At 33.5% G+C, this 22,360-nt stretch carries 22 protein-coding genes and 2 riboswitches; of the genes, 7 read left to right on the plus strand and 15 right to left on the minus strand.

What is annotated here, in order from left to right; genetic code table 11:
• Positions 1-77 precede the first annotated feature (77 nt).
• Positions 78-1,283: an amidohydrolase family protein gene (locus CBF36_RS02825; RefSeq protein ID WP_125956432.1), complete on the plus strand. Its 1,206-nt coding sequence runs from the start codon at positions 78-80 to the stop codon at positions 1,281-1,283.
• A gap of 38 nt (positions 1,284-1,321) precedes the next feature.
• Here the strand turns inward: CBF36_RS02825 and CBF36_RS02830 are convergent, their stop codons facing one another.
• The gene (locus tag CBF36_RS02830) at positions 1,322-2,155 is read right to left on the minus strand and encodes a glycosyltransferase family 8 protein (RefSeq protein ID WP_125956434.1); all 834 of its coding nucleotides are present in this window, start codon (positions 2,153-2,155) and stop codon (positions 1,322-1,324) included.
• A gap of 217 nt (positions 2,156-2,372) precedes the next feature.
• Here CBF36_RS02830 and CBF36_RS02835 point away from each other — a divergent pair, with 217 nt between their 5' ends.
• Together CBF36_RS02835 and CBF36_RS12240 are read left to right on the plus strand one after the other, a co-directional pair.
• Positions 2,373-2,951 (plus strand): glycosyltransferase, encoded by a 579-nt coding sequence (locus tag CBF36_RS02835; protein WP_270279550.1) that lies wholly within the window; start codon positions 2,373-2,375, stop codon positions 2,949-2,951.
• Positions 2,952-2,992: 41 nt separating this feature from the next.
• Entirely contained in the window at positions 2,993-3,145 is a 153-nt protein-coding gene (locus tag CBF36_RS12240) for a hypothetical protein (protein ID WP_165865358.1), read from the plus strand.
• Here CBF36_RS12240 and CBF36_RS02840 read toward each other — a convergent pair.
• Entirely contained in the window at positions 3,142-3,462 is a 321-nt protein-coding gene (locus CBF36_RS02840; protein ID WP_125956438.1) for a winged helix-turn-helix transcriptional regulator, read from the minus strand. The genes CBF36_RS12240 and CBF36_RS02840 overlap by 4 nt on opposite strands.
• 134 nt (positions 3,463-3,596) lie before the next feature.
• Between CBF36_RS02840 and CBF36_RS02845 the strand changes: the two genes are divergently transcribed.
• Entirely contained in the window at positions 3,597-4,226 is a 630-nt protein-coding gene (locus tag CBF36_RS02845; RefSeq protein ID WP_125956440.1) for an NAD(P)-dependent oxidoreductase, read from the plus strand.
• A 43-nt stretch (positions 4,227-4,269) separates the two neighbouring features.
• Here CBF36_RS02845 and CBF36_RS02850 read toward each other — a convergent pair whose 3' ends face one another.
• From CBF36_RS02850 to menB, 10 genes are all read right to left on the minus strand, one after another.
• The gene (locus CBF36_RS02850) at positions 4,270-5,646 is read right to left on the minus strand and encodes an NCS2 family permease (protein ID WP_125956442.1); all 1,377 of its coding nucleotides are present in this window, start codon (positions 5,644-5,646) and stop codon (positions 4,270-4,272) included.
• 42 nt (positions 5,647-5,688) lie between these two features.
• A riboswitch (purine riboswitch) is annotated at positions 5,689-5,790 on the minus strand.
• 175 nt (positions 5,791-5,965) lie between these two features.
• On the minus strand, positions 5,966-7,768 hold the full coding sequence (locus CBF36_RS02855; protein ID WP_125956443.1) for an FtsX-like permease family protein: 1,803 nt from the start codon (positions 7,766-7,768) through the stop codon (positions 5,966-5,968).
• A gap of 16 nt (positions 7,769-7,784) precedes the next feature.
• Complete coding sequence (locus CBF36_RS02860; RefSeq protein ID WP_125956445.1) at positions 7,785-8,537, minus strand: ABC transporter ATP-binding protein; 753 nt, start codon at positions 8,535-8,537, stop codon at positions 7,785-7,787.
• Positions 8,538-8,771: 234 nt separating this feature from the next.
• A complete protein-coding gene (locus tag CBF36_RS02865; RefSeq protein WP_125956447.1) occupies positions 8,772-9,866 on the minus strand; it encodes a glycerol dehydrogenase in 1,095 nt (364 codons plus the stop codon).
• 86 nt (positions 9,867-9,952) lie between these two features.
• Complete coding sequence (gene menC / locus CBF36_RS02870; RefSeq protein WP_125956449.1) at positions 9,953-11,062, minus strand: o-succinylbenzoate synthase; 1,110 nt, start codon at positions 11,060-11,062, stop codon at positions 9,953-9,955.
• Positions 11,062-11,889, minus strand: a complete 828-nt coding sequence (gene menH / locus CBF36_RS02875) for a 2-succinyl-6-hydroxy-2,4-cyclohexadiene-1-carboxylate synthase (RefSeq protein WP_125956450.1) — start codon at positions 11,887-11,889, stop codon at positions 11,062-11,064. The genes menC and menH overlap by 1 nt, the downstream gene beginning before the upstream one ends.
• Complete coding sequence (menD, locus tag CBF36_RS02880) at positions 11,883-13,598, minus strand: 2-succinyl-5-enolpyruvyl-6-hydroxy-3-cyclohexene-1-carboxylic-acid synthase (RefSeq protein WP_125956452.1); 1,716 nt, start codon at positions 13,596-13,598, stop codon at positions 11,883-11,885. Before menD ends, menH begins: the two co-directional genes overlap by 7 nt.
• A complete protein-coding gene (locus tag CBF36_RS02885; protein ID WP_125956454.1) occupies positions 13,582-14,958 on the minus strand; it encodes an isochorismate synthase in 1,377 nt (458 codons plus the stop codon). Before CBF36_RS02885 ends, menD begins: the two co-directional genes overlap by 17 nt.
• A gap of 64 nt (positions 14,959-15,022) precedes the next feature.
• Positions 15,023-16,453: an o-succinylbenzoate--CoA ligase gene (locus CBF36_RS02890; RefSeq protein WP_165865359.1), complete on the minus strand. Its 1,431-nt coding sequence runs from the start codon at positions 16,451-16,453 to the stop codon at positions 15,023-15,025.
• A 13-nt stretch (positions 16,454-16,466) separates the two neighbouring features.
• A complete protein-coding gene (gene menB, locus CBF36_RS02895) occupies positions 16,467-17,282 on the minus strand; it encodes a 1,4-dihydroxy-2-naphthoyl-CoA synthase (RefSeq protein ID WP_125956458.1) in 816 nt (271 codons plus the stop codon).
• A 147-nt stretch (positions 17,283-17,429) separates the two neighbouring features.
• Here menB and CBF36_RS02900 point away from each other — a divergent pair, with 147 nt between their 5' ends.
• Entirely contained in the window at positions 17,430-17,804 is a 375-nt protein-coding gene (locus tag CBF36_RS02900) for a PaaI family thioesterase (protein WP_125956460.1), read from the plus strand.
• Here the strand turns inward: CBF36_RS02900 and CBF36_RS02905 are convergent.
• From CBF36_RS02905 to CBF36_RS02915, 3 genes are all read right to left on the minus strand, one after another.
• The gene (locus CBF36_RS02905) at positions 17,801-18,505 is read right to left on the minus strand and encodes an AAA family ATPase (protein WP_125956461.1); all 705 of its coding nucleotides are present in this window, start codon (positions 18,503-18,505) and stop codon (positions 17,801-17,803) included. The two genes, CBF36_RS02900 and CBF36_RS02905, sit on opposite strands and share 4 nt — an antisense overlap.
• A 286-nt stretch (positions 18,506-18,791) precedes the next feature.
• A complete protein-coding gene (locus tag CBF36_RS02910; RefSeq protein WP_125956463.1) occupies positions 18,792-19,964 on the minus strand; it encodes a DUF4767 domain-containing protein in 1,173 nt (390 codons plus the stop codon).
• 90 nt (positions 19,965-20,054) lie between these two features.
• Positions 20,055-21,245, minus strand: coding sequence for a chloride channel protein (locus CBF36_RS02915; protein ID WP_125956465.1), 1,191 nt, complete (start codon positions 21,243-21,245; stop codon positions 20,055-20,057).
• A 40-nt stretch (positions 21,246-21,285) separates the two neighbouring features.
• Positions 21,286-21,366, minus strand: a riboswitch (Fluoride riboswitch).
• Positions 21,367-21,561: 195 nt separating this feature from the next.
• Between CBF36_RS02915 and CBF36_RS02920 the strand changes: the two genes are divergently transcribed.
• Together CBF36_RS02920 and CBF36_RS02925 are read left to right on the plus strand one after the other, a co-directional pair.
• A complete protein-coding gene (locus CBF36_RS02920; protein WP_125956467.1) occupies positions 21,562-22,023 on the plus strand; it encodes a Dps family protein in 462 nt (153 codons plus the stop codon).
• 103 nt (positions 22,024-22,126) lie between these two features.
• Positions 22,127-22,348, plus strand: coding sequence for a hypothetical protein (locus tag CBF36_RS02925; protein WP_125956469.1), 222 nt, complete (start codon positions 22,127-22,129; stop codon positions 22,346-22,348).
• Positions 22,349-22,360 lie beyond the last annotated feature (12 nt).

The raw sequence follows: 22,360 nt of genomic DNA on the forward strand, positions 1-22,360 counted from the left end.
TTTATTTAGTCTTTTTATAAAAAATAGTGTACGTTTAAATAGAAAAGAGTTTCACTAATAACTAGAGGAGTGATTTTATGAATTATTGGTTAACCAATGTGCTAATTGAAACAAATTTTATCAAAGAAAAAGACTGGGTAAAAGGAACACAAACAGAATTATCTGCTATTCACATTATAGATGGCAAAATTGTCGATATTATCCCCCAACAAGAGATGACTTTAGAAAATGAAAATAGTATGGATGCCAATCATCAATTACTTCTTCCTGGACTGGTTGAAAAACACTGTCATCTTGATAAAAGTAAGTTAGGAACTCCTTGGACTCCTGTGACTCCAGCAAAAAATCTTGTCGAACGTTTTGAAACAGAAATTCCTATTTTAGATAATTTAAACAAATCCATTAGTGAACGTGCTAATAATTTATATCAACTTGAAGTGGCAAATGGTGTCACCTCGTTTCGTTCACATATTGATATTGAGCCCGCCACTGAACTTCGTTACTTTGATGCTATTGTTAAGTTAAGAAATCAAGTTAATACCCCTATTGACATCGTAGCTTTTCCACAACATGGATTACTTAGATCAAACAGTAGTCAGCTAATTGAAGAAGCACTAAAAAAGGGAGCTAATTTCGTTGGTGGTGTGGATCCTTATTCACTAGATGGAGACTACAAAGCGTCATTAGCGGAGACATTTCGTTTGGCTACCACCTATCACGTTGGCATTGACATTCATGTTCATGATAGACAAGAGGCAGGAAAAAGCACCATTAAGGAAATCATTCGATTAACAAAAAAATATCATATGCAAGATAACGTATTTATCAGCCATGCATTTGGTTTAAATGATTTTGTTGGGGAAGAAAGAAAACAGGTCTTTACAGAGCTTGCTGAACAGGGTGTACATATTGTAACCAGTGTGCCAATTACCCCAAATACTATCCCACCGATTATGGAATTACTGTCATATGGCGTAAAAGTTCATTTAGGTTGTGATAATATTTATGATTGTTGGTCTCCTTATGGTGATGGCTCACTTCAAGAAAAAATGGCACGCTTAGGCGAGTTATTCAATATAAAAAATCAAGAGGACTTAACACAACTCTTAGGATTAATGACAGATGGGATTACAACGTTAGATGAACATGGTCAACTTGTTTGGCCTAACGTCAATGATGATGCGACTTATCTACTCACTACTGCGAATTCTTCTGCTGAATTTGTGGCTAGAAAATCACCTATCACCGCTAGTTTTTATAAGGGAATACCTATAAAAGAATAGCATAAAAGAGCTGAAAACAGTGATTGTTTTCAGCTCTTTTATATATTTGATACAGACAATCGACAATCCTTTAAATAGTCTAAATATAATGCTGTAAATCGTGTGTCATGTTTTTTCTGCCATGGTTTTGACTCTCCACAGAAATGCAGAATCGCTGTATTAGTCATCATCCAAAATAAGTCATGATTTCCACGACTACGTGCTAAGTAACTCATGTATTTTCTCGCATCATAATTCCAATGCTCCTCAGGTATTTCTTTAATATACTTACCGTATAAATAATTCAATACATCTTGATCTGGTAACAATAACAAATTCCCAAACTTCTCAATAGCATCGTTAATGCTTTCTATATTAATAATATCTCTTGCTTTATCCACATCTATCAACATGACACCTGAATTATAATAATCATGATCTGTATTTAATCTGATGTTATTAATCCCTGAACTAATATTGGTAACACCTTTGTGAGTTGCAGCAGCCAGTAAACTACCTTGTAAATTTAAACGCCATAATCCTTCTAATGAATTTAATATTAGGATATCAGGGTCTAGATAAAGAACTCGTTTAACCTCTTTGGGTAAAATATCCCCACAAAGCAAACGAAAATACATCTCTTTTGGGTACCTTTCAACCGTTTTTGCTCCATTAAAATAATCATTATCTATTTTTATCGCACGAAATTCCCAATTAAAACTCTCTACCCATTTTGTTAAAAACTGACTATCTTCGTCTAAAATATTTTCATGAATTAGCCAAACAGTTCCTGTCATTTTAGGATTATTTTTAAATAAAGAAAACAACATTACCTCTAAAGGCTCAATATAATTTTCGTCAATCGTCACTAATAAATTCACTGATTCGTTCATTAATCCCCCGCCTATCATACTTAGTAGACCTAGTGTAGCAAAAAAACAGGAATGCTTCCACTCATACTCTAACATGACTTAAACAATTCACTTTAAGCCTCCTTTAAGTTTAATATTTATACTTAATAATAACCTAACTACTGGAGGCGATAAACATGCATTCTGTTGTTTTAATTCTGTTGTTTTAATTCCTATTTTTGAACCGACTGATAAAACAATTGCGTTTATGAAAAAATTAACACAAGAACCATTTCCTATCTCTGTAGTAGATGATGGTTCTGGTGAGTTGTATCAAGAAAAATTTCAGCAACTTTCTCTAATGGGTGTGACTGTTCTTAGCTACTTAGTAAATCATGGTAAGGGATATGCTCTAAAATTTGGGTTTAGATACATTCAAAAAATTTACCCAACAAGTCATATTGTGACTGCAGATGGTGATGGACAACATAGTATTGAGAACATCAAACGCATGATACAACGCATGGAATATTTGCCTTTAAATGTTTTACTATTGGGTGTTAGGCATTTTGATAAACAAACAACCCCCATCAAAAGTTATTATGGTAATCGTATGACGTCTCTTATTTATTTTCTTTCTTCAGGAATTAAGTTAGAAGATACTCAAACAGGACTACGAGGATTCCATTCACAAATGATACCGGACTTACTAAAAATACCAGGAAACCGTTTTGAATATGAGATGAATCAACTGATTGACTTAGTCAAAGATGGGTATACAATCGATATTTTATCCGTGGTATCATTATCATTCTTAATTATCCATTGCATACCCTAACCAATCGTTTTGCTTTTAATTTATATAATATGGGTATTGCAATGCTTGTAAATGCCATTGTTCTAAAAGGGGTATTAGATATTGCAGGTAGCGACTCTCCTTATCTAATCTATTTTTATATCACTGGTCTTTTATTATTTGTAGCAAGTATCTTGGTATTTAGCATAAAGGCTTTTAGTCAACAAACAACTTAGCCTTGGGTTTGTTTATAGTGCTCACCCCACTCTGACAGGCTATTTAAAACAGATGAGAGACTATAACCAACATTTGTTAGTTCATATTCAACACGCGGTGGTACTTCTGCATAAACGGTTCTTGTTAATAACCCAAATTTTTCCATATCACGAAGATTTTCCGTTAAGACTTTTTGAGAAATGTTTCCAACAGTTCGTTTTAATTCACCAAAACGTTTTTTACCATCCATTAAATCTCTTAAAATTAATACTTTCCAACGATTATTAATTAGCAACAATGTTGTTTCAACTGGACAATCTGGTAATATTTTTTCCATGCTAATCCTTCTTTCTACTTAATAGTTTCTTATAGGTAACTAGGTTACTAAAAAGTGCTTACTTACATTTTGTAATTAATAGGTTTATTATAATCATATAAAAAAATTTATTCAACTTACAGGAGGAATGTACAATGAAATTAGCAGTAATTGGAGCAAACGGGAAGTCTGGACAATTGATTGTCGATAAAGCATTAGAAAATGGTATAGAAGTAACAGCTATTACTAGAAATGACAACCACTCTAACGCTACTCATGTTTTAAAAAAAGATTTATTTAGTTTAACAGCGGATGATGTCAAAGATTTTGATGTGGTGGTTGATGCGTTTGGCGTTTGGGAGCCCGATAAAATGTTTGAACATAAAACATCTATCGAACATTTAATTGAGATATTAAGCGGACTAGATACTCGTCTTTATGTAGTAGGTGGTGCTGGAAGTTTATATGTAGATAAATCTAAAACACAACAGCTTAAAGATACACCAGACTTTCCAGAAGAATTTAAATTACTTGTTAACAGTATGAGTGCTGGACTGGATGTCTTGAGGAAAGCTAATGATGTTCACTGGGTATATGTCAGCCCTGCTGCTGATTTTCAAGCTGATGGAGAGGAATCTGGAAATTATGCTGTTGCCGGTGAGATTTTAACGACTAACGCTAATGGTGAAAGTTACATTAGTTACAAAGATTATGCTAATGCCTTAATCAAAGAAATTCTTCACCCAACAGTGGATAAAGCACGCATTTCTGTTTACACAAAATAAAACATTCCTCCTATCTTGCAAATTAAGATAGGAGGAATGTTTATTATATTGTAAATAAATATAAAACAGAAATAACTGTAATAAAATGCATCACTGTTGGTATTTCTTTCATACGTCCAGCAAAAATCATGCACAACTCATAAGATAAAAATCCTAATACTAGCCCTAAAGCAATTGATCCAGTTAAAGGCATCATGACAATGGTTAAAAAGGCTGGGATGACTTCTTCAAAGCCTCCATCCCAATCGATGCCTGTGATATTTTGCATCATAAAGATTCCAATCACAACCATGGCTGGAGTTGTTACTGCGGTGGTGACAAGAGATAAGACTGGGTAAAAGAAAGCAGATAATAAAAACAATCCGGCAACAATCACACTCATTAAACCAGTTCTAGCTCCTGCTATAATTCCTGAGACAGATTCGATATAAGTTGATAAACTAGACGTTCCCAAGATAGAACCAAAGAACGTTCCCAACGCATCTGCACTATAAATTCGTTTATTGTCTTCAAAATTTTCTTGTTTAATATCAGATACTTGTGTCGCTGCAGCAGAAAGTGTTGTCGCTGTCCCAAAGAAATCTAAAAATAAAAATGTCAAAATAATAACTATTGAGTCTAGCGATAACATTTTGTCTAAATTTTTCACAGCAACCATAAACGTATCATTCATCATGGCATTCATCGGTTCAGTTGGAATGACAACTGGTGAGCCTTTTGGTAATTGAGGTAAGGTTGCCACAACATCTGCACTTAAATTAAACCAGTTCATCCATACGCCAAAACGAATAAACAACCCACATACTGCTGCACCAATCATTCCTAAAAAAACAGCATATTGATTTTTTCTAACTAAAAAGAAAGCAGCTGTAATAATACCAAAAAAAGCAATAATCACATTAGGATTAGAAAAGCCACCAAACGTAATAAACATCCCCTCATCTGGTACGATGATTCCAGAATTTTTAAAACTGACAAAAGCAATGAAGATCCCTAGTCCAACTGTTCCAGCCTGTTTCACATTTGATGGAATAGCTTTAATAATCTTAGAACGTGCGCCAGAAAAAGCTAACATTAAAAATAAAACTGACGCCACTAATACTGAGGCCAGAGCTTCTTGCCATGATTTTCCCATTTGCAAAACAACTGAATAAGCGAAAAAAGCGTTCATTGACATACAAGGTGCCAACCCTAAAGGAAATTTTGCCCATAATCCCATGATTAACATCGCTATCGCAGAGGATAAAATAGTGGACATAAAAACAGCATCTTTTGGCATTCCTGCTTGACCTAAAATAATCGGATTAACAAAAATAACATATGACATGGCAAAAAATGCCGTTAATCCTCCTGTGAATTCTCGTTTAAACGTAGAGCCTGATTCTGTGATCCCAAAATAGTGATCAATCTTTTCCTTCATTTACTATTCCTCCTATTAGTTAAAAAAACTCATCATGGCAGAATAATAACATTCATTTGCCAAAGTAAGTTACTTTACGGGTAACTTGTAGAAACTCCTAGACCGTATTACTAGAATTATATGGTTTTTTATTACCTCGATATCATATCAACTTTTTTAATTATTTTCAATAAAAAAGCGAACAAATATTTATTATTTTCTATTTATAGTTAATTTTTTTATAAAATAAATAAACTAATTTTAAATTAATTGTTTTTATTTAGGTTAAAACATGATATTAAAAAAGAGTCAACCACCAAACTAGTGATTAACTCTTATTTTAATTATTTTCTTTTGGTAACACAATACTACTATATATCACAACTGTTAAAACATAATAAATAGCATACAAGAAGATAAAGATTGAAAATGGAATCCAAATGCCATGATATGGATCACTCATTAATTCTTTAAACATTTGCAACCCAAACAATACATGAATCACACCTAAAATACCTGGCAATAAGAATAATACACCGATTTCTTTTCTCACAGCTCCTTTAAGAAGTGATGGTCTTGTCCCAATTTTTCGTAACATTTGGAATCTTGCTTTATCTGTATTAGCAGAAGATAAAATTTTAAACATCAGACAACTTGCTAACATGGTTAAGAAAGCTAAACCTAAAAAGAATCCCATAAACTGAAAACCTGAATACATTGAATTAGATAATTGATACATCACATATTTTTGTGCTGTCTGATCAAATCCATCTCCTTTACTGAGACTTGGATTATTTTTGGTGTTTTCTGCTACTAACTTCTTAATTTGAGGCAAACTTTCTTTAAAATTAGACACACTAATTAATTCCAAACTTGCTTCTGGTAAAGCTAATTGATTAAAATCTTCTGCTGAAACCAATTTGATGTCTTTATTTTGTTGTTCTGGTGTGCCATACCATCTTAAACTTTCTAAAATATGTGGATCATTCAACATATCTTGACCGGTATAGCTTATCACTTTTTGAGTTTTAAAATCTTTATTTTGGAAAGGACGCTCGTTAAACTGTTCCTCATTATAGTACAACGTCTTATCGTCTTCTTTTTGACTGTAAGTATCATTTACTATTGGATTTAACTGATTAATTTGTGTTTTATCTATTTTTTGCGCATTGTTTAACACCAAGTCATATGTTGCAGATTTATTAGTTGAATCAAGTGTTTGGGTTCTAAAACCTAAACCAACTGTTATAGCACCCATGGCCAAAGCAAATAAAATAGCAACCATTGTTAAAATTTGTGTGTAATCACGAATACGAAAAGTTAATTGTGATAAAGTAAAATTATTTAGTTTTTTCATAGAAATAGCATCAACATTTTTTAGAATACTTAGCACAAAAATCGCAATCGCATGAAATAGGAAGTAACTTCCTAATACTATTGTAACTAGGGCGACAGCAATACCAAATAATTGATATTTATTAATATGTGCTAACATATAGTAGCCAATGCCTAAACTGATAACCCCTATGACTGTTTCTAAAAATAATAGGATTGGTTTAATTTTTAATGTTTTCGGCATAGCTTGTTCTTTTAGTAATTGCAAAATAGGCTTTTTAACAATAGAACCTGCATTAATAAATGCTGTAACAATAAATAGTATGCCAAAGAAAACAAATGTCCAGATCATCGCTGATACATTAAACGGTGAAAAATGTTTTACTGTAATATCTAGCTGATTAACCAATAAAGAATTAACAATAGATGTTAATCCAACACCAACAAGTGTTCCAATAATAGTTGCAGCAAATCCTATAATAAACGTTTCTAAAAAAATGATTTGAGCAATTTTTTTCGTTTTTGCTCCTAACATCATGAGCATCGCATATGTTTTTTGCCGTAATGTCATCAAAAAGGAATTCGCATATAAAATGTACACCACTGTAATAATACCTAATAACACTGTTCCAAATTGAAAAATGACAGCCGCCATTTTGACTGTGTTACTACTTTCTAAAAAGGCTTTGTTTGTTGCGATACTTTGGAACATATAAAAAATAGCTGATGCTATAGCTAAGCCTGAAAAGAGAATCATATAATCTCGTAAACGACTTTTTATACCTGTCATGGATAGTTTCCAAATCATTGATGTATTCTCCTTTCTACTGTTCTAAATTACCTAAAGAAACAAGGATTTCTCGGTAGAACTCATCACGAGATTTACCATCACGTTTTAACTCTTGATGGATGATACCATCTTTGATGAATAAAATACGTTTGCAATAACTAGCAGAAAACGGGTCATGCGTTACCATTAAAACAGATACATTGTCCTCATAATTCAATTCATCCATCATATCAAGCAAATCTTTAGCACTTTTTGAATCAAGTGCTCCTGTTGGCTCATCTGCTAATAAAATACTTGGTTCAGTGACTAGCGCTCTTGCTGCAGCTACCCGTTGCTTTTGTCCTCCTGATAGTGCCGTAGGATATTTTTCTAAAATCTCATTAATCCCTAAACGATTTGCCACATGATTGGTTTTCTTTTTAATCATTTTAGGTTTAACGCTTTGTAATGATAAAGGTATCGCAATATTTTCGGCTGCCGTCATGGTTTCAAGCAAATTAAAATCTTGAAAAATAAACCCAATTTTTTTTGCACGAAAATCTGCTAATTTATTTCCTTTTAATGTTGTCACATCTTCACCAGCAATTTTTACAGAACCTTTTGTTGGTTTATCTAATGTTGATAAAATATTTAATAAGGTTGATTTTCCTGAACCAGAAGCTCCCATAATACCAATGAATTCACCTTCTTCTACATCAAACGTCACACCGTCTAAAGCAGTAGTTTGTTTCTCATTGCTTTTTCCATATACTTTTTTTAAATCTTTCACACTTACAACTGATGTCATATGTATCCTCCTATGCTTACTTCCAAATAATTGTCCTTTATAATAGCTATCAATAGATTAAACCAAAATACTGTTTCTATCTATTGAACCAGAGGGCGATTTATTCCCCGACTTAAGACTGATTAAAAAATATTCACTATTAGACTTTTAACTATTATATTGTATTTTTATAAATAAATAAAATAAAAAAGCAACCATTTAATCAAAAAGTTGCTTTAAAAATTGTTATTAATATTAAAAATATTTTTTCACATAAGTATCAACAAATAAAAGAGCATTCATCACTTCTTCTGCCTTGATATTAGGAGACAACTTATGAATGGTTTCACCTGGTTTTGTGGCTTGTAGACTTATTTTTAACAACTCATCTGTATCTGTTTTATCTAAGTATAATTCATCTAGTGTTGTAGGTAATCCTAGTTTCTGATAAAAATCGATAAACCGATCTAATTCTTTTTTAGGTCTTTTTTCTAAGACAAGTTGTGTTAATGTCCCATAAGCAACTTTTTCACCATGCGTTAATCTCTGAACTTCCCCACTCAATGCACTAAAGCCATTATGAATAGAGTGTGCTGCTGCTAAGCCACAACATTCAAACCCTATACCACTTAATAAGGTATTTGCTTCAATCACTGCCTCTAGTGAAGGTGTGACTATTTTGGCTTCATTAGCCGCAACGGCTTGTAATCCTTCTTCAAATAAAACTTTTTCACATTTTTCAGCTATAGCTTCTGCAGCTAATGTCGGAACACCTTGCATCAGCGTACTTTCTCCTCGTTCAATAATCGAACGACCTTCCACCCAAGTGGATAACGCATCGGCTATTCCTGATATCAGTAATTTTACTGGGGCTTTTGAGATGACCGTTGTATCAACTAACACTAAATCAGGATGCTTTTTATAATAAATATAATGATCAAATAATCCTTCATCCGTATAAACAACTGAAATACTAGACGTTGGGGCATCCGTTGAAGCTGTCGTAGGGACAATGACCACTGCTTTTTCTAAATGATTAGAAATAGCTTTTGCCACATCTATTGTTTGTCCCCCACCTAATCCAATTACTAAATCAATTTGTTCTTTTTTTGCTACTTCTTGAATACGATTAATTTCAGATAATGTTGCCCCCCCATTAAATCGCGCATAACAAACTGCAACATCTTGTGCTATTAATTCTTTTTCAAATTCTTTCCCTACAATATCATAAACCATATCATCACTTAATAGTAATGCGCAACTACCCAATTCTTTGATGTAGGGAATTCCTTCTTTCATCGCCTGTTGCCCTTGTATATATTTTGATGGACTGGCAAACACTGATAACATATTTTTTCCTCCAATATACTAAATTTTCATTCTATTGTTAGTATAACGGAGGAATTTTAATCTGAACAATAATATCTATAAAAAATTTAAACCTGATAAAGTATATGATGTGTCCCATATTTACTCAGCATCTCTTCATTTAAACTGACTCCTAACCCATCTTTGTTAGGAACTGAAATTCGCCCATTATCTAGCACAAAAGACTCATTAATAATATCTTCTTCAAAATAACGATTTGATGCGGAAATATCTCCTGGAAAATTAAATCCTTGTTGTGATGCAAACGCGATATTTAACGCTCTCCCTACGCCTGATTCAAACATACCGCCACACCACAGCATTAATCCTCGTTCATTACAGTAATCAACTATTTTTTGTGCTTGAAAAATACCACCTACTCGCGAAATTTTTAAATTAACTGCTCCTAAACTTCCCAAATGATGAGCCAATATGACATCTTCCACACTACGAATGTTTTCATCTAAACAAATTGGTGTCTTAATTTGTTTTTGTAATATCGCATGTTCTAAAAAATCCGAATAACCAAACGGCTGCTCAATCATTGATAACTCATAACAATCTAATTCTTTAAAAATAGATACATCATTTAATGTGTATGCTGAATTCGCATCAACCATTAATAAAATATTAGGAAAAGCTTCTCTAACAGCTTTAACAAATGAAATATCTTGATTGGGGGCTATTTTTAATTTAATGCGTCGATATCCTGCATCAACATACCCTGATACGACAGCTAATAAATCAAAAATAGATTTTTGAATACCAATGCTCACTCCAACCTCTATATCCGTAGACTGACTATGAAATAATTTTGCGAAACTCATTTTCTGTCGTTTTGCATACATATCCCAAATAGTTGTTTCAATGGCTGATTTTGCCATCCAATTTCCACGCACAACTGAGAATAAAGGGATTACGTCATTTGGATGATGTATGTTTTTGTTTATTACTAAAGGAAGTAAATGATGTACTAGCACAAGCCGAGCTGTTTCTAGCGTTTCTTCTGTATAATCAGGTTGTTCAAATGCCACAAGCTCACCAAACCCTTGATTACCCAATTCATCTGTCACAACTAAAATGTCCATAGCTTTATGTGTTAAATAACCATAGCTTGTCTTAAATGGAGAAAGTAATGGTAATTTTATGCGATAGCTTTCAATTTTTGTGATGTTCATTATGGTCCCTCACTTATTAAAATATCTCTTATCGTTTCAGCAAATTCATTTGGCTTTTCAAGATGAATACAGTGACCACTTTTTGAAAAAGTTATCACATGACCCCTACTTATTTTTTCAACCATTTGATTAGCCAATGAGACAAATTTTTTATCATACTCTCCCACTAATAAGGCAACAGGTACACCATTTAATAAAGACAACTTATCCCATAATGGTGGTTGAATTCCTGTCCCAAAATAGCGTAAACTCATCGCTAGTCCATATGGATTTTGAGACAATCGTTCGTTTCTTATTGTTTCTTGAGTCGATGTTGATAGTTTTTTTTGAGTCGCAAATAATGGTATATTTTCCCAAAAATCGACAAAATGATGAATCCCTTTATCGGTTAGTAAACACGCTAGTCGGTTATCTGACATACGTCTTTTTTTTCTCTCGTCATATCCAGATAAACCTGGAGAAGAACTTTCTAATATTAGTTGATTAATTTTTGTGGGATGTTTTACCGCATAAGATAACGCTAACCGTCCCCCCATTGAATAACCTAATAAATCAATTTTCTCTAAATTTAACGCAGAGATTATCCAATCCAAATCAGACAGTTGGGAGGCCGTTGTGTATCGATAAGGATGAACAAACACACTCGTATCACCATGACCTATCAAATCAATCGCGATAAGATTATGCGATAATCTAGCTTCGTTTAAACAATCAAATGTAGCTGATGTTCCAGTAAACCCATGAAGGCAAACAAGCGTGGGACGTGACGGAGTAAACTCTGTTAAATAATGGATGGAATACGTCACACCTTTGACGTCCATTAGCATAAAAAATCACGCTCAATCGCTTTTTTTACTTGTTCCTGAAATTGACGTCTCATATCCGCGTTTTCTTCCCTATTAGTAAAAACTTCAATAAATCTCGGCTTAGTTGATTTTTTACTTAATACCTCATGTAACTGACTAACAGAGTGTATTGAAACATACTCAATGTCATACATATGGGCGACATGTTCAAATGTCACACCTGTTGAGGTTGCAAATAAATCATCAAACAAATCTTTAGGTAATTCTTTTTGTGACAGCATTGAAAAAATACCTCCACCATCATTATTGACTAAAATAATGGTCACAGGTAACTGATATTTTTTTGCCATCGCTAATCCAGTTGTATCATGAAAACAAGCCAAGTCTCCGATTAGTAAACGAGTATTCATCTCTTTGTTTCTTGCTGCTAAACCTAGGGCGGTTGACGTCACCCCATCAATACCATTCACACCACGATTACCATAAATCGAAAATCGTGTATCCATTACTGGAAGATAGGTATCCAAGTCTCGAATCGGCATACTATTTGAAACAAATAGTTGATCATTTTCTGTCATTGTTTGATAAACAACTTGTGTAATCATCACTTCACTTAAAAACGTCTCATCTTGTTTCGTCATAGTTTCTAAAACAAGTTTGTCTAATGTTTTAAATAGTTTTAACCAGTTATCCTCTGTTGCAAGTAACTCTTTAGATAATAACTGAGATAATAAAGAGACCTCATCTGACGCAATCAATGTTGTCATCATTTTAGATGAATCCAGCCATTCAGTTTGTGACTCAACCAAATAATAAGCACCAGTCAAACTAGATAACCATTGATTCAATGGCTTAGAAACAGGTGATTTTCCAAAACGAACAATCACATCAGGTGTTATCTCTTTTTTCATGTAACGTAAGTACGTGTCATAATAAGGAGAGATTGTTTCACTTTTTCGTCCAAACGTGCGAATATTTGCCAATGGATCAGCTAAAATCGGCCAGCCTAATTTTTCTGACACATCTATTAATAAATTAATCGCTTCTTGGTTAAATGAAGGCCCTACAACGAAGACGCCTTTTTTATTTGACCATTCGTCTGACAGCGAGTTGGTTATTTCAGATGATAATTCCGTTTTACCAATGAATGTATTGACCTGTTTAACAATTGGTCGAGGTAAAAGGTTATCTGGTAAAAGTGGCTCACGTAATGGTATATTAAGATGAACTGGTCCCATAGGCAACACCTGTGATAAGGTTGTCGACTTTACTCCTTGCGTGTAAGCATATTGATACATCTCTTTAGAGTCCTCTGCCAAAGCAAGCTCGACAAACTGTTTGACTTGTGCCCCATACAAATTCAGTTGATTCATTGTTTGAGGAGCGCCACTATCTCGTAACTCATGTGGGCGATCGGCCGTTAACACAACTAAAGGTAAATTTGATTGGTTTGCTTCTGATATGGCAGGTAAATAATTAGCTGCAGCTGTTCCTGATGTACAAACTAGAGCAACAGGTTCTTGATAGACTTTACTTAAACCTAATGCAAAAAATCCAGCTGAGCGTTCATCTACATCAATATACGTTGTCACCTCTGGACATTGATGCAACAAAATAGAAACAGGAGTTGATCGTGAGCCAGGACTAATAACCGCTTGTCTCACTCCCCCATCAATCAAACCTTGAATTAGCGCATTAATATAATTGGTCATACTACTTTGATGTGACACTTTTTTCTCCTCCTATTGCTCGCAGCATTGGTTGAAATTTTACACGTGTTTCGTTTAGTTCTTCAATTGGAACAGAATCTGAGACAATCCCACATCCCGCATACAAAAGAGCTTCATTCTGGCTGATAAGAGTTGAGCGAATCCCTACAGCAACCTCTCCTTCTTCTCCCGAGATAGCGTACCACCCAATTGGAGCTCCATAAAGTCCTCGACACCCTGGTTCATATTCTTTAATCCATTTTGTCGTCAATTCTTTTGGTTCTCCACCCAAAGCAGGTGTAGGATGTAATGTCTTTATTGATTGAAAAAAGGAAACATCTGCTTTTTTTTGACCACTAAATGGAAAAAATAAATGTTGAATATCTCGATTTTTCAATAGTGACGGTTGACCTTTTTCAGATAATGTTGTCGTGATAGCTTTCATTTCTTTCTCAATCGCATCGACCACAATATTATGTTCAGACTGATTTTTCATATCCTCTAATAATTGTTTACCTAATTTTTCATCCTCTACCGTCGTTTTTCCTCGAGGAATAGAACCTGCCACACAAGCAGTTGACACGACTCCCTCAGATAATGACAATAATCGTTCCGGTGTTGCCCCAACAAAAGCGACGTCATTTAATTCTAATGCAAAAAAATAAGTATTTTCTTGTTGAGCTAAACTATTTTTTAACACCTCATTAACAGAAATTGATGATTCTGATTCTATTTTTAATCCTCTTGCTAAAACAATTTTTTTAATCGGACTATCTGACTTGATTTCATCAATGGCCTGTTCAACTGTGGTTAGCCATTCTGGAACAGATACTTCAGTCATTTCAACTGATGCATCACTAGATGTTGATGCTATTTTTTTATTCACTACTTCTTGCCATAAATGAGTTATTTCTTGCCATTTATCCTCTAAATCACTCATTGACTCAGCCATTACATTAACTGTTAGAAATTGTCCCTGGTGCGTTTCTGTTAGCATGATTTTGGGTAAAAATAAATACCCATTTCCTAATTGATTCCATACTTTTTGACTATTAACAGAATCATCAAATGGAAATCCACCTAATATCACTGGCCCTGTTCCAAACTCTGACTTATTAGTAACAATATTTTGTTGTATTGTTTGCTGATAAAGTGCCATCTCTTCATATGTTTTAGAGAAATATGTTTGACATGCCTCAATCCCTACTAATGAAAAAGAAGCATCTGGTGTCCGCCAAAAATAGCGTGTCTCACATGCTTCTGCTAAATAAAAATAATCAACTAAATCATGTGACACATCTGTCAATTCAAATACCCAACTAATTAAGGTTGGTGTATTTATGTCTAATTGACGTAACTGATTTGGTAATAAAAAAAACATAACGTGAACTCCTTTAATACAAGTAAAAGAAGCAGACTATGTTAAAAAAAACACAGTGCTTCTTTTATTTGTTTAATAATAATTTCTTGGCCACTTTTCCACTAGCTGTTCGTGGAAGGGCATCGATAACATAATATTTTTTAGGACATTTATATTTTGCTAAAGATTGTTGACACACTTTGTCTAAAAATGATGAGTCTATTTTATTTTCTGTCACAAGATAAGCAACAGGAACTTCTCCCCAATACTCATCTTCCTCACCAACAACAGCTACTTCTACTACTCCAGGTATTTTTCCGATACAATGTTCAATCTCAGCTGGATAAATGTTCTCACCACCTGAAATAATTAACTCACTCAGTCGACTCACAACATACAAATACCCATCTTTATCTAAATAGCCTAAATCACCTGTTTTAAAATAGCCATCTTTTGTCCAACTAGATTTAGCTAGTTGATTTAAATACCTTGTGCTGATATTTTCACCAGATAATAAAATCTCACCCACTTCTAATGGCTGACAATCTTTTTCACCCTGTCTAATTATGAGCGCAATCCCCTCTAATGGAACACCTGATGAGCCGATTTTATTTAAAGCATCCTGATAACTTAAAGCAATCACTTGTGAGCATGTTTCTGTCATACCAAATGATTGAATTACAGGAATGCTTTTTGTAAAACACTCTTGCAACATCTCTTTTGATACAGGTCCCCCACCTACCAACATGCATTTAAATTGATCAGAATAGCCTTGTTTGGGGTAATCAGCTAGCAGTTGCTTTAACATGACATTCACAACAGAGGCAACAGTGACATTTCCCATTTGTAATTGATTGGTCAATTGACGTGCATCAAATTTTTCGAAAATATAAATACTGCAACCTAACACTAGTTGACGTATCAGAATAGATAAACCGCTAATATGAAATAAAGGTACTGCACATGCCCAAACATCATCAGATGTAATCTGCATATTTTTTTGTGTGCTCAAACTACTTGCTTGATGATTACGAAAAGTTTGGATAACTCCTTTGGGTTTTCCTGTTGTCCCTGACGTATACATAATAGAAGCCGTATTATCCAAACAAAATTTAGTAGTTGGAATGTTCTGACTTTGAGTTTGATTTTTTATCTCTGAAAAAGAGATAACTTGGCAATGACGCAATGATTTATCTAATAAACTATCTGATACAAATACTGTGTTGACCTCTGAATCACTCAATTGAAAAGATAATTCATCCGCTACTAAATGCGTATTTAAAAAGACTATTTCTTTATGCAACGCCCATAATGCTAAAATCAAAAAATATAGCTCACTTGAATTTTGACTCAAAATAGCCACACGTTTTTCTTTTTCTGGTAAAAACGCCATCACTTTTTTTGCCCATTCATCCACTTCATTAGCTATTTCTTGAATGGTCCAAGATTGACTGTTAGTATATAACCCTACTTTTTTAGGGTTCGTTTCTACTTGTTTTTTTAACCATGGTAACATCTCAATCACTCGTTTAAGGGAATTTTGGAAATTGATCGAAGTCAGGGTCGCGTTTTTCTTTAAATGAATCGCGTCCTTCTTTTGCTTCATCCATTGTGTAATATAACAGTGTCGCATCTCCTGCTAATTGTTGAATACCAGCTAATCCATCTGTGTCAGCATTCATCGCAGCTTTAATCATACGTAAAGCAATTGGACTTTTAGTTAACAACTCTTTTGCCCACTCCATCGTCACTTCTTCTACTTTATCTAATGGTGCAATCGTATTAATCCATCCCATATCTAATGCTTCTTCAGCTGTGTACTGTTTTGTCATAAACCACACTTCTTTTGCTTTTTTATGACCAATCACACGCGCTAAATAACCTGAACCATAACCACCATCAAAACTACCAACATTTGGTCCAGTTTGACCAAACATAGCATTATCTGCTGCAATGGTTAAGTCACACACTAATTGTAAGACATTCCCTCCACCAATTGACCAACCTTTAACCATGGCAATAACAGGTTTAGGAATCACACGGATTAAGCGTTGTAAATCTAGAACATTTAAACGAGGAATTTGATCTTCTCCTACATAACCACCATGACCGCGAACTTTTTGATCGCCACCAGAACAGAAGGCTAAATCTCCTTCACCAGTTAAAATAATCACTCCAATATCAGTCATATCACGACTAATTGTAAACGCATCTATTAATTCAAACACTGTTTTAGGTGTAAACGCATTATGTACATGGGGACGATTAATACTAATCTTTGCCACTTTTCCATGTTGTGTGAATAAAATCTCATCATATTCTTTAATTGTTTTCCAATCGTACATTTTATAAAGTTCCCCCTTATTTTTCTACTCACCAATTATACACAATCTTTTATGAAATAGTAGGATGGATGCTTATTTGGACGAAACTTTTATAAAATACTACTCAATGTTATAATCAATCTACTCAAATTAAAGGACTGATAATAAATGAATACTCTTAATTATTTAGATATCAAATTAGAACAAACGTCAAAAGAAAAAGTGGTGCTAACAATGATGGTAGATGATAAGCACCTACAACCTTTTGGGCTGATGCATGGAGGGATAAATGCTGTTTTAATTGAAACAGCAACAAGTATTGGTGCAAATGACTCGCTTGATACAACAAAACAAGTTGCTGTAGGACTTGATTTACAAGTCAATCATCTGAAATCTGCTGTTAAAGGAGATAGTCTAACTATCACTGCAACACCAAACCATATTGGAAAGATGACACAAGTTTGGCAAGCTGTGATTACTAATCAAACACAACAAAAGATCAGCGTAGGAAGATGTACGCTGATGGTAAAAACAAGGGATTAAGAATCGAATAATTGATTAAAAAAATGATTTTTTCTACTAAATACCATATCCCACTGTTCTATTATGTTTGATTCTTCTAATGTTGTGTTTTTGATTCCCTCTTCAGTTATTTCTAAAATATCTGCTTCTGGAAACATTAATAGAATGGGAGAATGCGTGCAGATAATAAATTGTGAATCTAATTTCACTAGATCATTCATCATTACCATTAGCTCTAGTTGTGATTGTAATGATAATCCTGTCTCAGGCTCATCAAACAGATAAATACCATGACCAAAAAATCGCTTTTGCACAAGAGCTTTAATCGATTGACCTCGAGAAAAAGAGTGCAGAGGACGCTCAAATAAATCATCTGACACACCTAAGTCATCTAAATCAGTTGTTAAATTATAGAATGATTCTGCGCGGTAAAAATAGTGATCTTTAGGATAAGAAGCATATCGTATTAATCGACAATCTTTTGCCAAGTCAGATTGTGTTTCTCGAGTCAGAAATTGATTATTTTTAGACCCTCCTTCTAAATTCAAACCTAATAATTCAACAATCGCTTCAAGAAAAGTTGATTTTCCAACACCATTTTCTCCAGTAATCAGTGTCATTGGTCTAGTAAATAAGATATTATTGATATCTTTAATAAAGGGTAAGTTGTAAGGAAAATAACCTTCCTCTACTCCATCATAATGTAGTTGTTTAATATACATTTTTACACCTCTCTTCTATATAATGAACGATAGCCTGTCTTCCTTGTGGGAAAACAGGCTATCTAACTAATCAATATTTAAGTTTTAAAGTTGTGAGTGACTATTTACTACATTTAGGTTTACTTCTCATTTAAACGACGCAATCCCGAACCTCTATTGCATCCTTGTAGCCCTATAGCTACGCCAGTTTGAATAAATTTCATTAAAATATTCCAAATTTCGCTTAATAAATATTTTTCATATTATATACATTATATCATACTTTTATAATAAAACATAATTCTCTTTAAGGATATACTTGACTAAAATCATGCATTCCTGCTCGTTGGTAGATACGTCCATCTGTATATACTCTAAACTGTTTTCCTCCACCAGTAGTGCTTCCATCATCATCATTTGTTTGAATCACTACTGAATAATAACTACCATTCCCATCTTGATGCTGCTCTTTATTATTTTCATTGACACTAATTACCTCAATATTGGATGCATTTTTATCTTGAGTAGCGTAACTCCAAGATGTTTTATTATTTAAAAGATATTTTTTAGCATCATCAAAACTAGCTATATCAGAAGATTTCTCTGCATTAATGGAAATTTGTTCTCCTCCAACAATCTGACTAAATCCTGCTTTAATATCTGGGTTTTGCGTTTCACTAAAGTGAAGGAAATTTTCATTATTTCCTTGATTTTGTTGTGTCACATAAACTTTTGGTTGACCATTTTCAATAATAAAGAAATACACATGTTTTTGTAAATAAGGCTGTGTATCAGCATCTGAATAAACAGCTACTAATTGATAAGGTGAGCTACCTTCTCCTGTTTCTGACCATTCAACTTTTACTGGTTGGTTATTAATTGCCATAGTCCATTGCCCACTAAAGATATCTCCTGGAACATTGACACCATATAAATCAACACTATTTGTTTTGCTATATTCTTTATAATTTTGTCCCATGTTACGACTAAACTGTGACATAAATTCTCTTAAACTATCTTTTTTGCTATCATTCCATATAGCATTTGATGCCTCTTCTTTTTTATCAGAACTCTCTGTTGTTTTTTCTTCTTTTTTACTGTCATCTTTTTCGGCTTCTTTTTTCATCTTAGATATTTCTGTTTTTTCTTTTTTAGCATACTCTACTAATTTATCAGAGCCATGTTCAATTTTTATGACAGCATCTAAACTAGCATTGGCTTCGTCGTATTCTTTCTTTTCTTTTTTATCCAACGCATTAATGTAAAGTTTTAACTGACTTTGATATTTTTTTGCTTCTTCATCTTTTGGTTTACTCTCTAAAGCCATCTCTACAAATCCTTCAGCTTGTTCAAACTTTTTCTCGACAATCGCTTCTTTTGTCTTTTGCATTGATTGATCAAAGTTACCACTTTTCCCACAAGCTGTAACACTCACCAACACAGCACATACTAATAATATTTTTTTCCATTTTTTATTCATGATACGTCTCCTATGATAAATTAATCAACAACTATATAAATATTATACATTAAAAAGCAGAAATCTGTCTCACATTTTTTAATAACTTTCTTAATTGTGTTTTTGTAAAGGATAAATGCTTTTTCCTTTTCCACACACAAATGATGTCACACAGACAATAATAAAGAACGGTAAATAACTAAAACCAAATACTTCTCCTCCAATAAAAATAGGAGCAAAAAGGGTGTTCGTTGCACTACCAAAAACACTCGCATATCCCAAAGCTGCAGTCAGTTCTATTGGTAACCCAAGTAAGTGCCCCAAGACAACACCTAATGTCGCTCCAATAGAAAATAATGGTGTGACTTCCCCGCCTAGAAATCCGACTGATAAGGTTAACACAGTTAATAACAATTTTAACAACCAATCATAATAATGAACCGGTTGGCTAGTAAATGACATCTCGATAAGATTTGTTCCTAAACCTGAATATCTACCTTGTCCCAATAGCATCAATAATACACTTAAAACTGCCCCACCTATCCCAATTTTAGTAACAGGATTTTTAATTAATTTGCTCAAATACCCTTTAGTATGCTCTAAAAGTCCGACAAATAGTCGACCAGTTAACCCAAATAATACTCCTAATAAAACTAAAGTAATAAACAACGATAAATCAATGTCTAATTTTGTCGTTAATAGAACCTGAAATTTTTCCAGTCCTAATTGTTTTGATGTCTGACTAGCTACAAAAGCCCCAATCAACGTAGGAAATAGTACATCATGACGTAATATTCCTACTACTAAAACTTCCAACGCAAAAAAAGTTGCCGCAATAGGGGTTTCAAATAATCCTGCAAAACCTGCTGCAATCCCTATAATGATAAAATGACTTTTTAACTCCTCTTGTTTTATGAGTCGCCCAAACCAACTTGACACTGTTGCACCAAGTTGAACAGCGACACCTTCTCTACCGGCACTTCCACCAAATAGATGCGTCATCCATGTTCCAATCATAACAAAAGGAATCAACCTCAATGGAATCTCCTGCCTTGTTTCATGCCCTGCTTCAAAAACAAGAGACATACCTTTATAACTTTCTTTGCCATACTTCATAAATACATGCATAAAAATCATACCAGCAACAGCTAAAAATGGTATAAGCTGATAAAAATATTCCACTCTCATAGTGGATAACCAAATCAATATTTTACCAAAAAAAGTGTCCAATCCACCAACCATTACCCCAATAATAATACTACTAATCGTTAAAATTATTTGTTTTTTGATTGACTCTCTCATTTTTTCCTCCTAAAAAAAATGACTCCTACACACCTAAATAAGATATGTAGAAGTCATTAGCATTTTTTGCGGTTTCAGTATCTATAACGAACTGTGGGAGACATTCATTCCCTCATATTAAGTTACTCAAATTATCTTACATGACGAGATAATTGTCAATTATTGATTTTTCTCTGATAAAAATACATTAGAAGAAGCGATAAAATATAAGACTTACCATGATTTTATCAATTTTTTGATAGAACAATAAAGGGTATTCAAATTTTTGGTAATTTTTCTTCTTTAGTTGTATCATATAGACAGGAGGGTGATATATATGAAATTAGAAGAAACTAAACGTACATTGAATCAATTAGTAGCAGATTTAAGTCAGTTTTCGGTGGTTATTCATCAAACGCATTGGTATATGAGAGGACCTGAATTTTTATCATTACACCCATTAATGGACGAGTATATGGATGAAATAAACGATCAACTAGACGTTATTTCTGAACGCTTAATCACTTTAGGTGGTGAGCCTTACTCTACCTTACAAGAATTTATTGACAACACTGGTATTAAAGATGAAAAAGGAAGCTATACTAAACCAATTCCTGAACGACTTAAAAACTTAGTCGCTGGTTATAAATATCTAATCGGTGTTTATGAAAAAGGAATTGAAGTGAGTGAAAAAGAAGGCGACCTAGGAACTCAAGATATCTTTATTTCATTTAAGACAGACCTAGAGAAAAAAGTATGGATGCTACAAGCAACTCTTAACGAAGCTCCTGGAATTTAAACAAATAATTATACTGAAACAGAACAAATTTTTGTTCTGTTTTTTTCTTTTATTAGACTAGTTATTTCCTATAAGGTATTATGTAAAAAAAGGAGGATAAAATATGAAGAAATATTATCTAATCAGTCTAGCTACTGGACTAATTATGCTATTTATTTTACAATTACTCAGCTATATTAATTATCTATTATTGGATCAAGGGGTAATGAACGGTCTTCTTGATAAAACACTCTTACTTAAAACACCATTAATCATTATTCCGCTCATTTTTATTGCCTTTTCTATCGTTGGATTAATAATAGATTATTTGCATCACCAAAAATAAGTACTGAGAAAG

The sequence above is a fragment of the Vagococcus bubulae genome (assembly GCF_003950315.1).
In the GTDB taxonomy this organism is placed as follows: domain Bacteria; phylum Bacillota; class Bacilli; order Lactobacillales; family Vagococcaceae; genus Vagococcus; species Vagococcus bubulae.

What these genes read in the sequence shown, in the direction of transcription:
- CBF36_RS02920 (WP_125956467.1), top strand. Translation starts at nt 21,562, where the DNA reads ATGAAATTAGAAGAAACTAAACGTACATTGAATCAATTAGTAGCAGAT.
- CBF36_RS02890 (WP_165865359.1), bottom strand. Translation starts at nt 16,453, where the DNA reads ATGTTACCATGGTTAAAAAAACAAGTAGAAACGAACCCTAAAAAAGTA.
- CBF36_RS02885 (WP_125956454.1), bottom strand. Translation starts at nt 14,958, where the DNA reads ATGTTTTTTTTATTACCAAATCAGTTACGTCAATTAGACATAAATACA.
- menH (WP_125956450.1), bottom strand. Translation starts at nt 11,889, where the DNA reads ATGCTAATGGACGTCAAAGGTGTGACGTATTCCATCCATTATTTAACA.
- menB (WP_125956458.1), bottom strand. Translation starts at nt 17,282, where the DNA reads ATGTACGATTGGAAAACAATTAAAGAATATGATGAGATTTTATTCACA.
- CBF36_RS02845 (WP_125956440.1), top strand. Translation starts at nt 3,597, where the DNA reads ATGAAATTAGCAGTAATTGGAGCAAACGGGAAGTCTGGACAATTGATT.
- CBF36_RS12240 (WP_165865358.1), top strand. Translation starts at nt 2,993, where the DNA reads ATGCTTGTAAATGCCATTGTTCTAAAAGGGGTATTAGATATTGCAGGT.
- CBF36_RS02925 (WP_125956469.1), top strand. Translation starts at nt 22,127, where the DNA reads ATGAAGAAATATTATCTAATCAGTCTAGCTACTGGACTAATTATGCTA.
- CBF36_RS02900 (WP_125956460.1), top strand. Translation starts at nt 17,430, where the DNA reads ATGAATACTCTTAATTATTTAGATATCAAATTAGAACAAACGTCAAAA.
- CBF36_RS02840 (WP_125956438.1), bottom strand. Translation starts at nt 3,462, where the DNA reads ATGGAAAAAATATTACCAGATTGTCCAGTTGAAACAACATTGTTGCTA.
- CBF36_RS02855 (WP_125956443.1), bottom strand. Translation starts at nt 7,768, where the DNA reads ATGATTTGGAAACTATCCATGACAGGTATAAAAAGTCGTTTACGAGAT.
- CBF36_RS02850 (WP_125956442.1), bottom strand. Translation starts at nt 5,646, where the DNA reads ATGAAGGAAAAGATTGATCACTATTTTGGGATCACAGAATCAGGCTCT.
- CBF36_RS02910 (WP_125956463.1), bottom strand. Translation starts at nt 19,964, where the DNA reads ATGAATAAAAAATGGAAAAAAATATTATTAGTATGTGCTGTGTTGGTG.
- CBF36_RS02825 (WP_125956432.1), top strand. Translation starts at nt 78, where the DNA reads ATGAATTATTGGTTAACCAATGTGCTAATTGAAACAAATTTTATCAAA.
- CBF36_RS02860 (WP_125956445.1), bottom strand. Translation starts at nt 8,537, where the DNA reads ATGACATCAGTTGTAAGTGTGAAAGATTTAAAAAAAGTATATGGAAAA.
- menC (WP_125956449.1), bottom strand. Translation starts at nt 11,062, where the DNA reads ATGAACATCACAAAAATTGAAAGCTATCGCATAAAATTACCATTACTT.
- CBF36_RS02905 (WP_125956461.1), bottom strand. Translation starts at nt 18,505, where the DNA reads ATGTATATTAAACAACTACATTATGATGGAGTAGAGGAAGGTTATTTT.
- CBF36_RS02830 (WP_125956434.1), bottom strand. Translation starts at nt 2,155, where the DNA reads ATGAACGAATCAGTGAATTTATTAGTGACGATTGACGAAAATTATATT.
- CBF36_RS02865 (WP_125956447.1), bottom strand. Translation starts at nt 9,866, where the DNA reads ATGTTATCAGTGTTTGCCAGTCCATCAAAATATATACAAGGGCAACAG.
- CBF36_RS02915 (WP_125956465.1), bottom strand. Translation starts at nt 21,245, where the DNA reads ATGAGAGAGTCAATCAAAAAACAAATAATTTTAACGATTAGTAGTATT.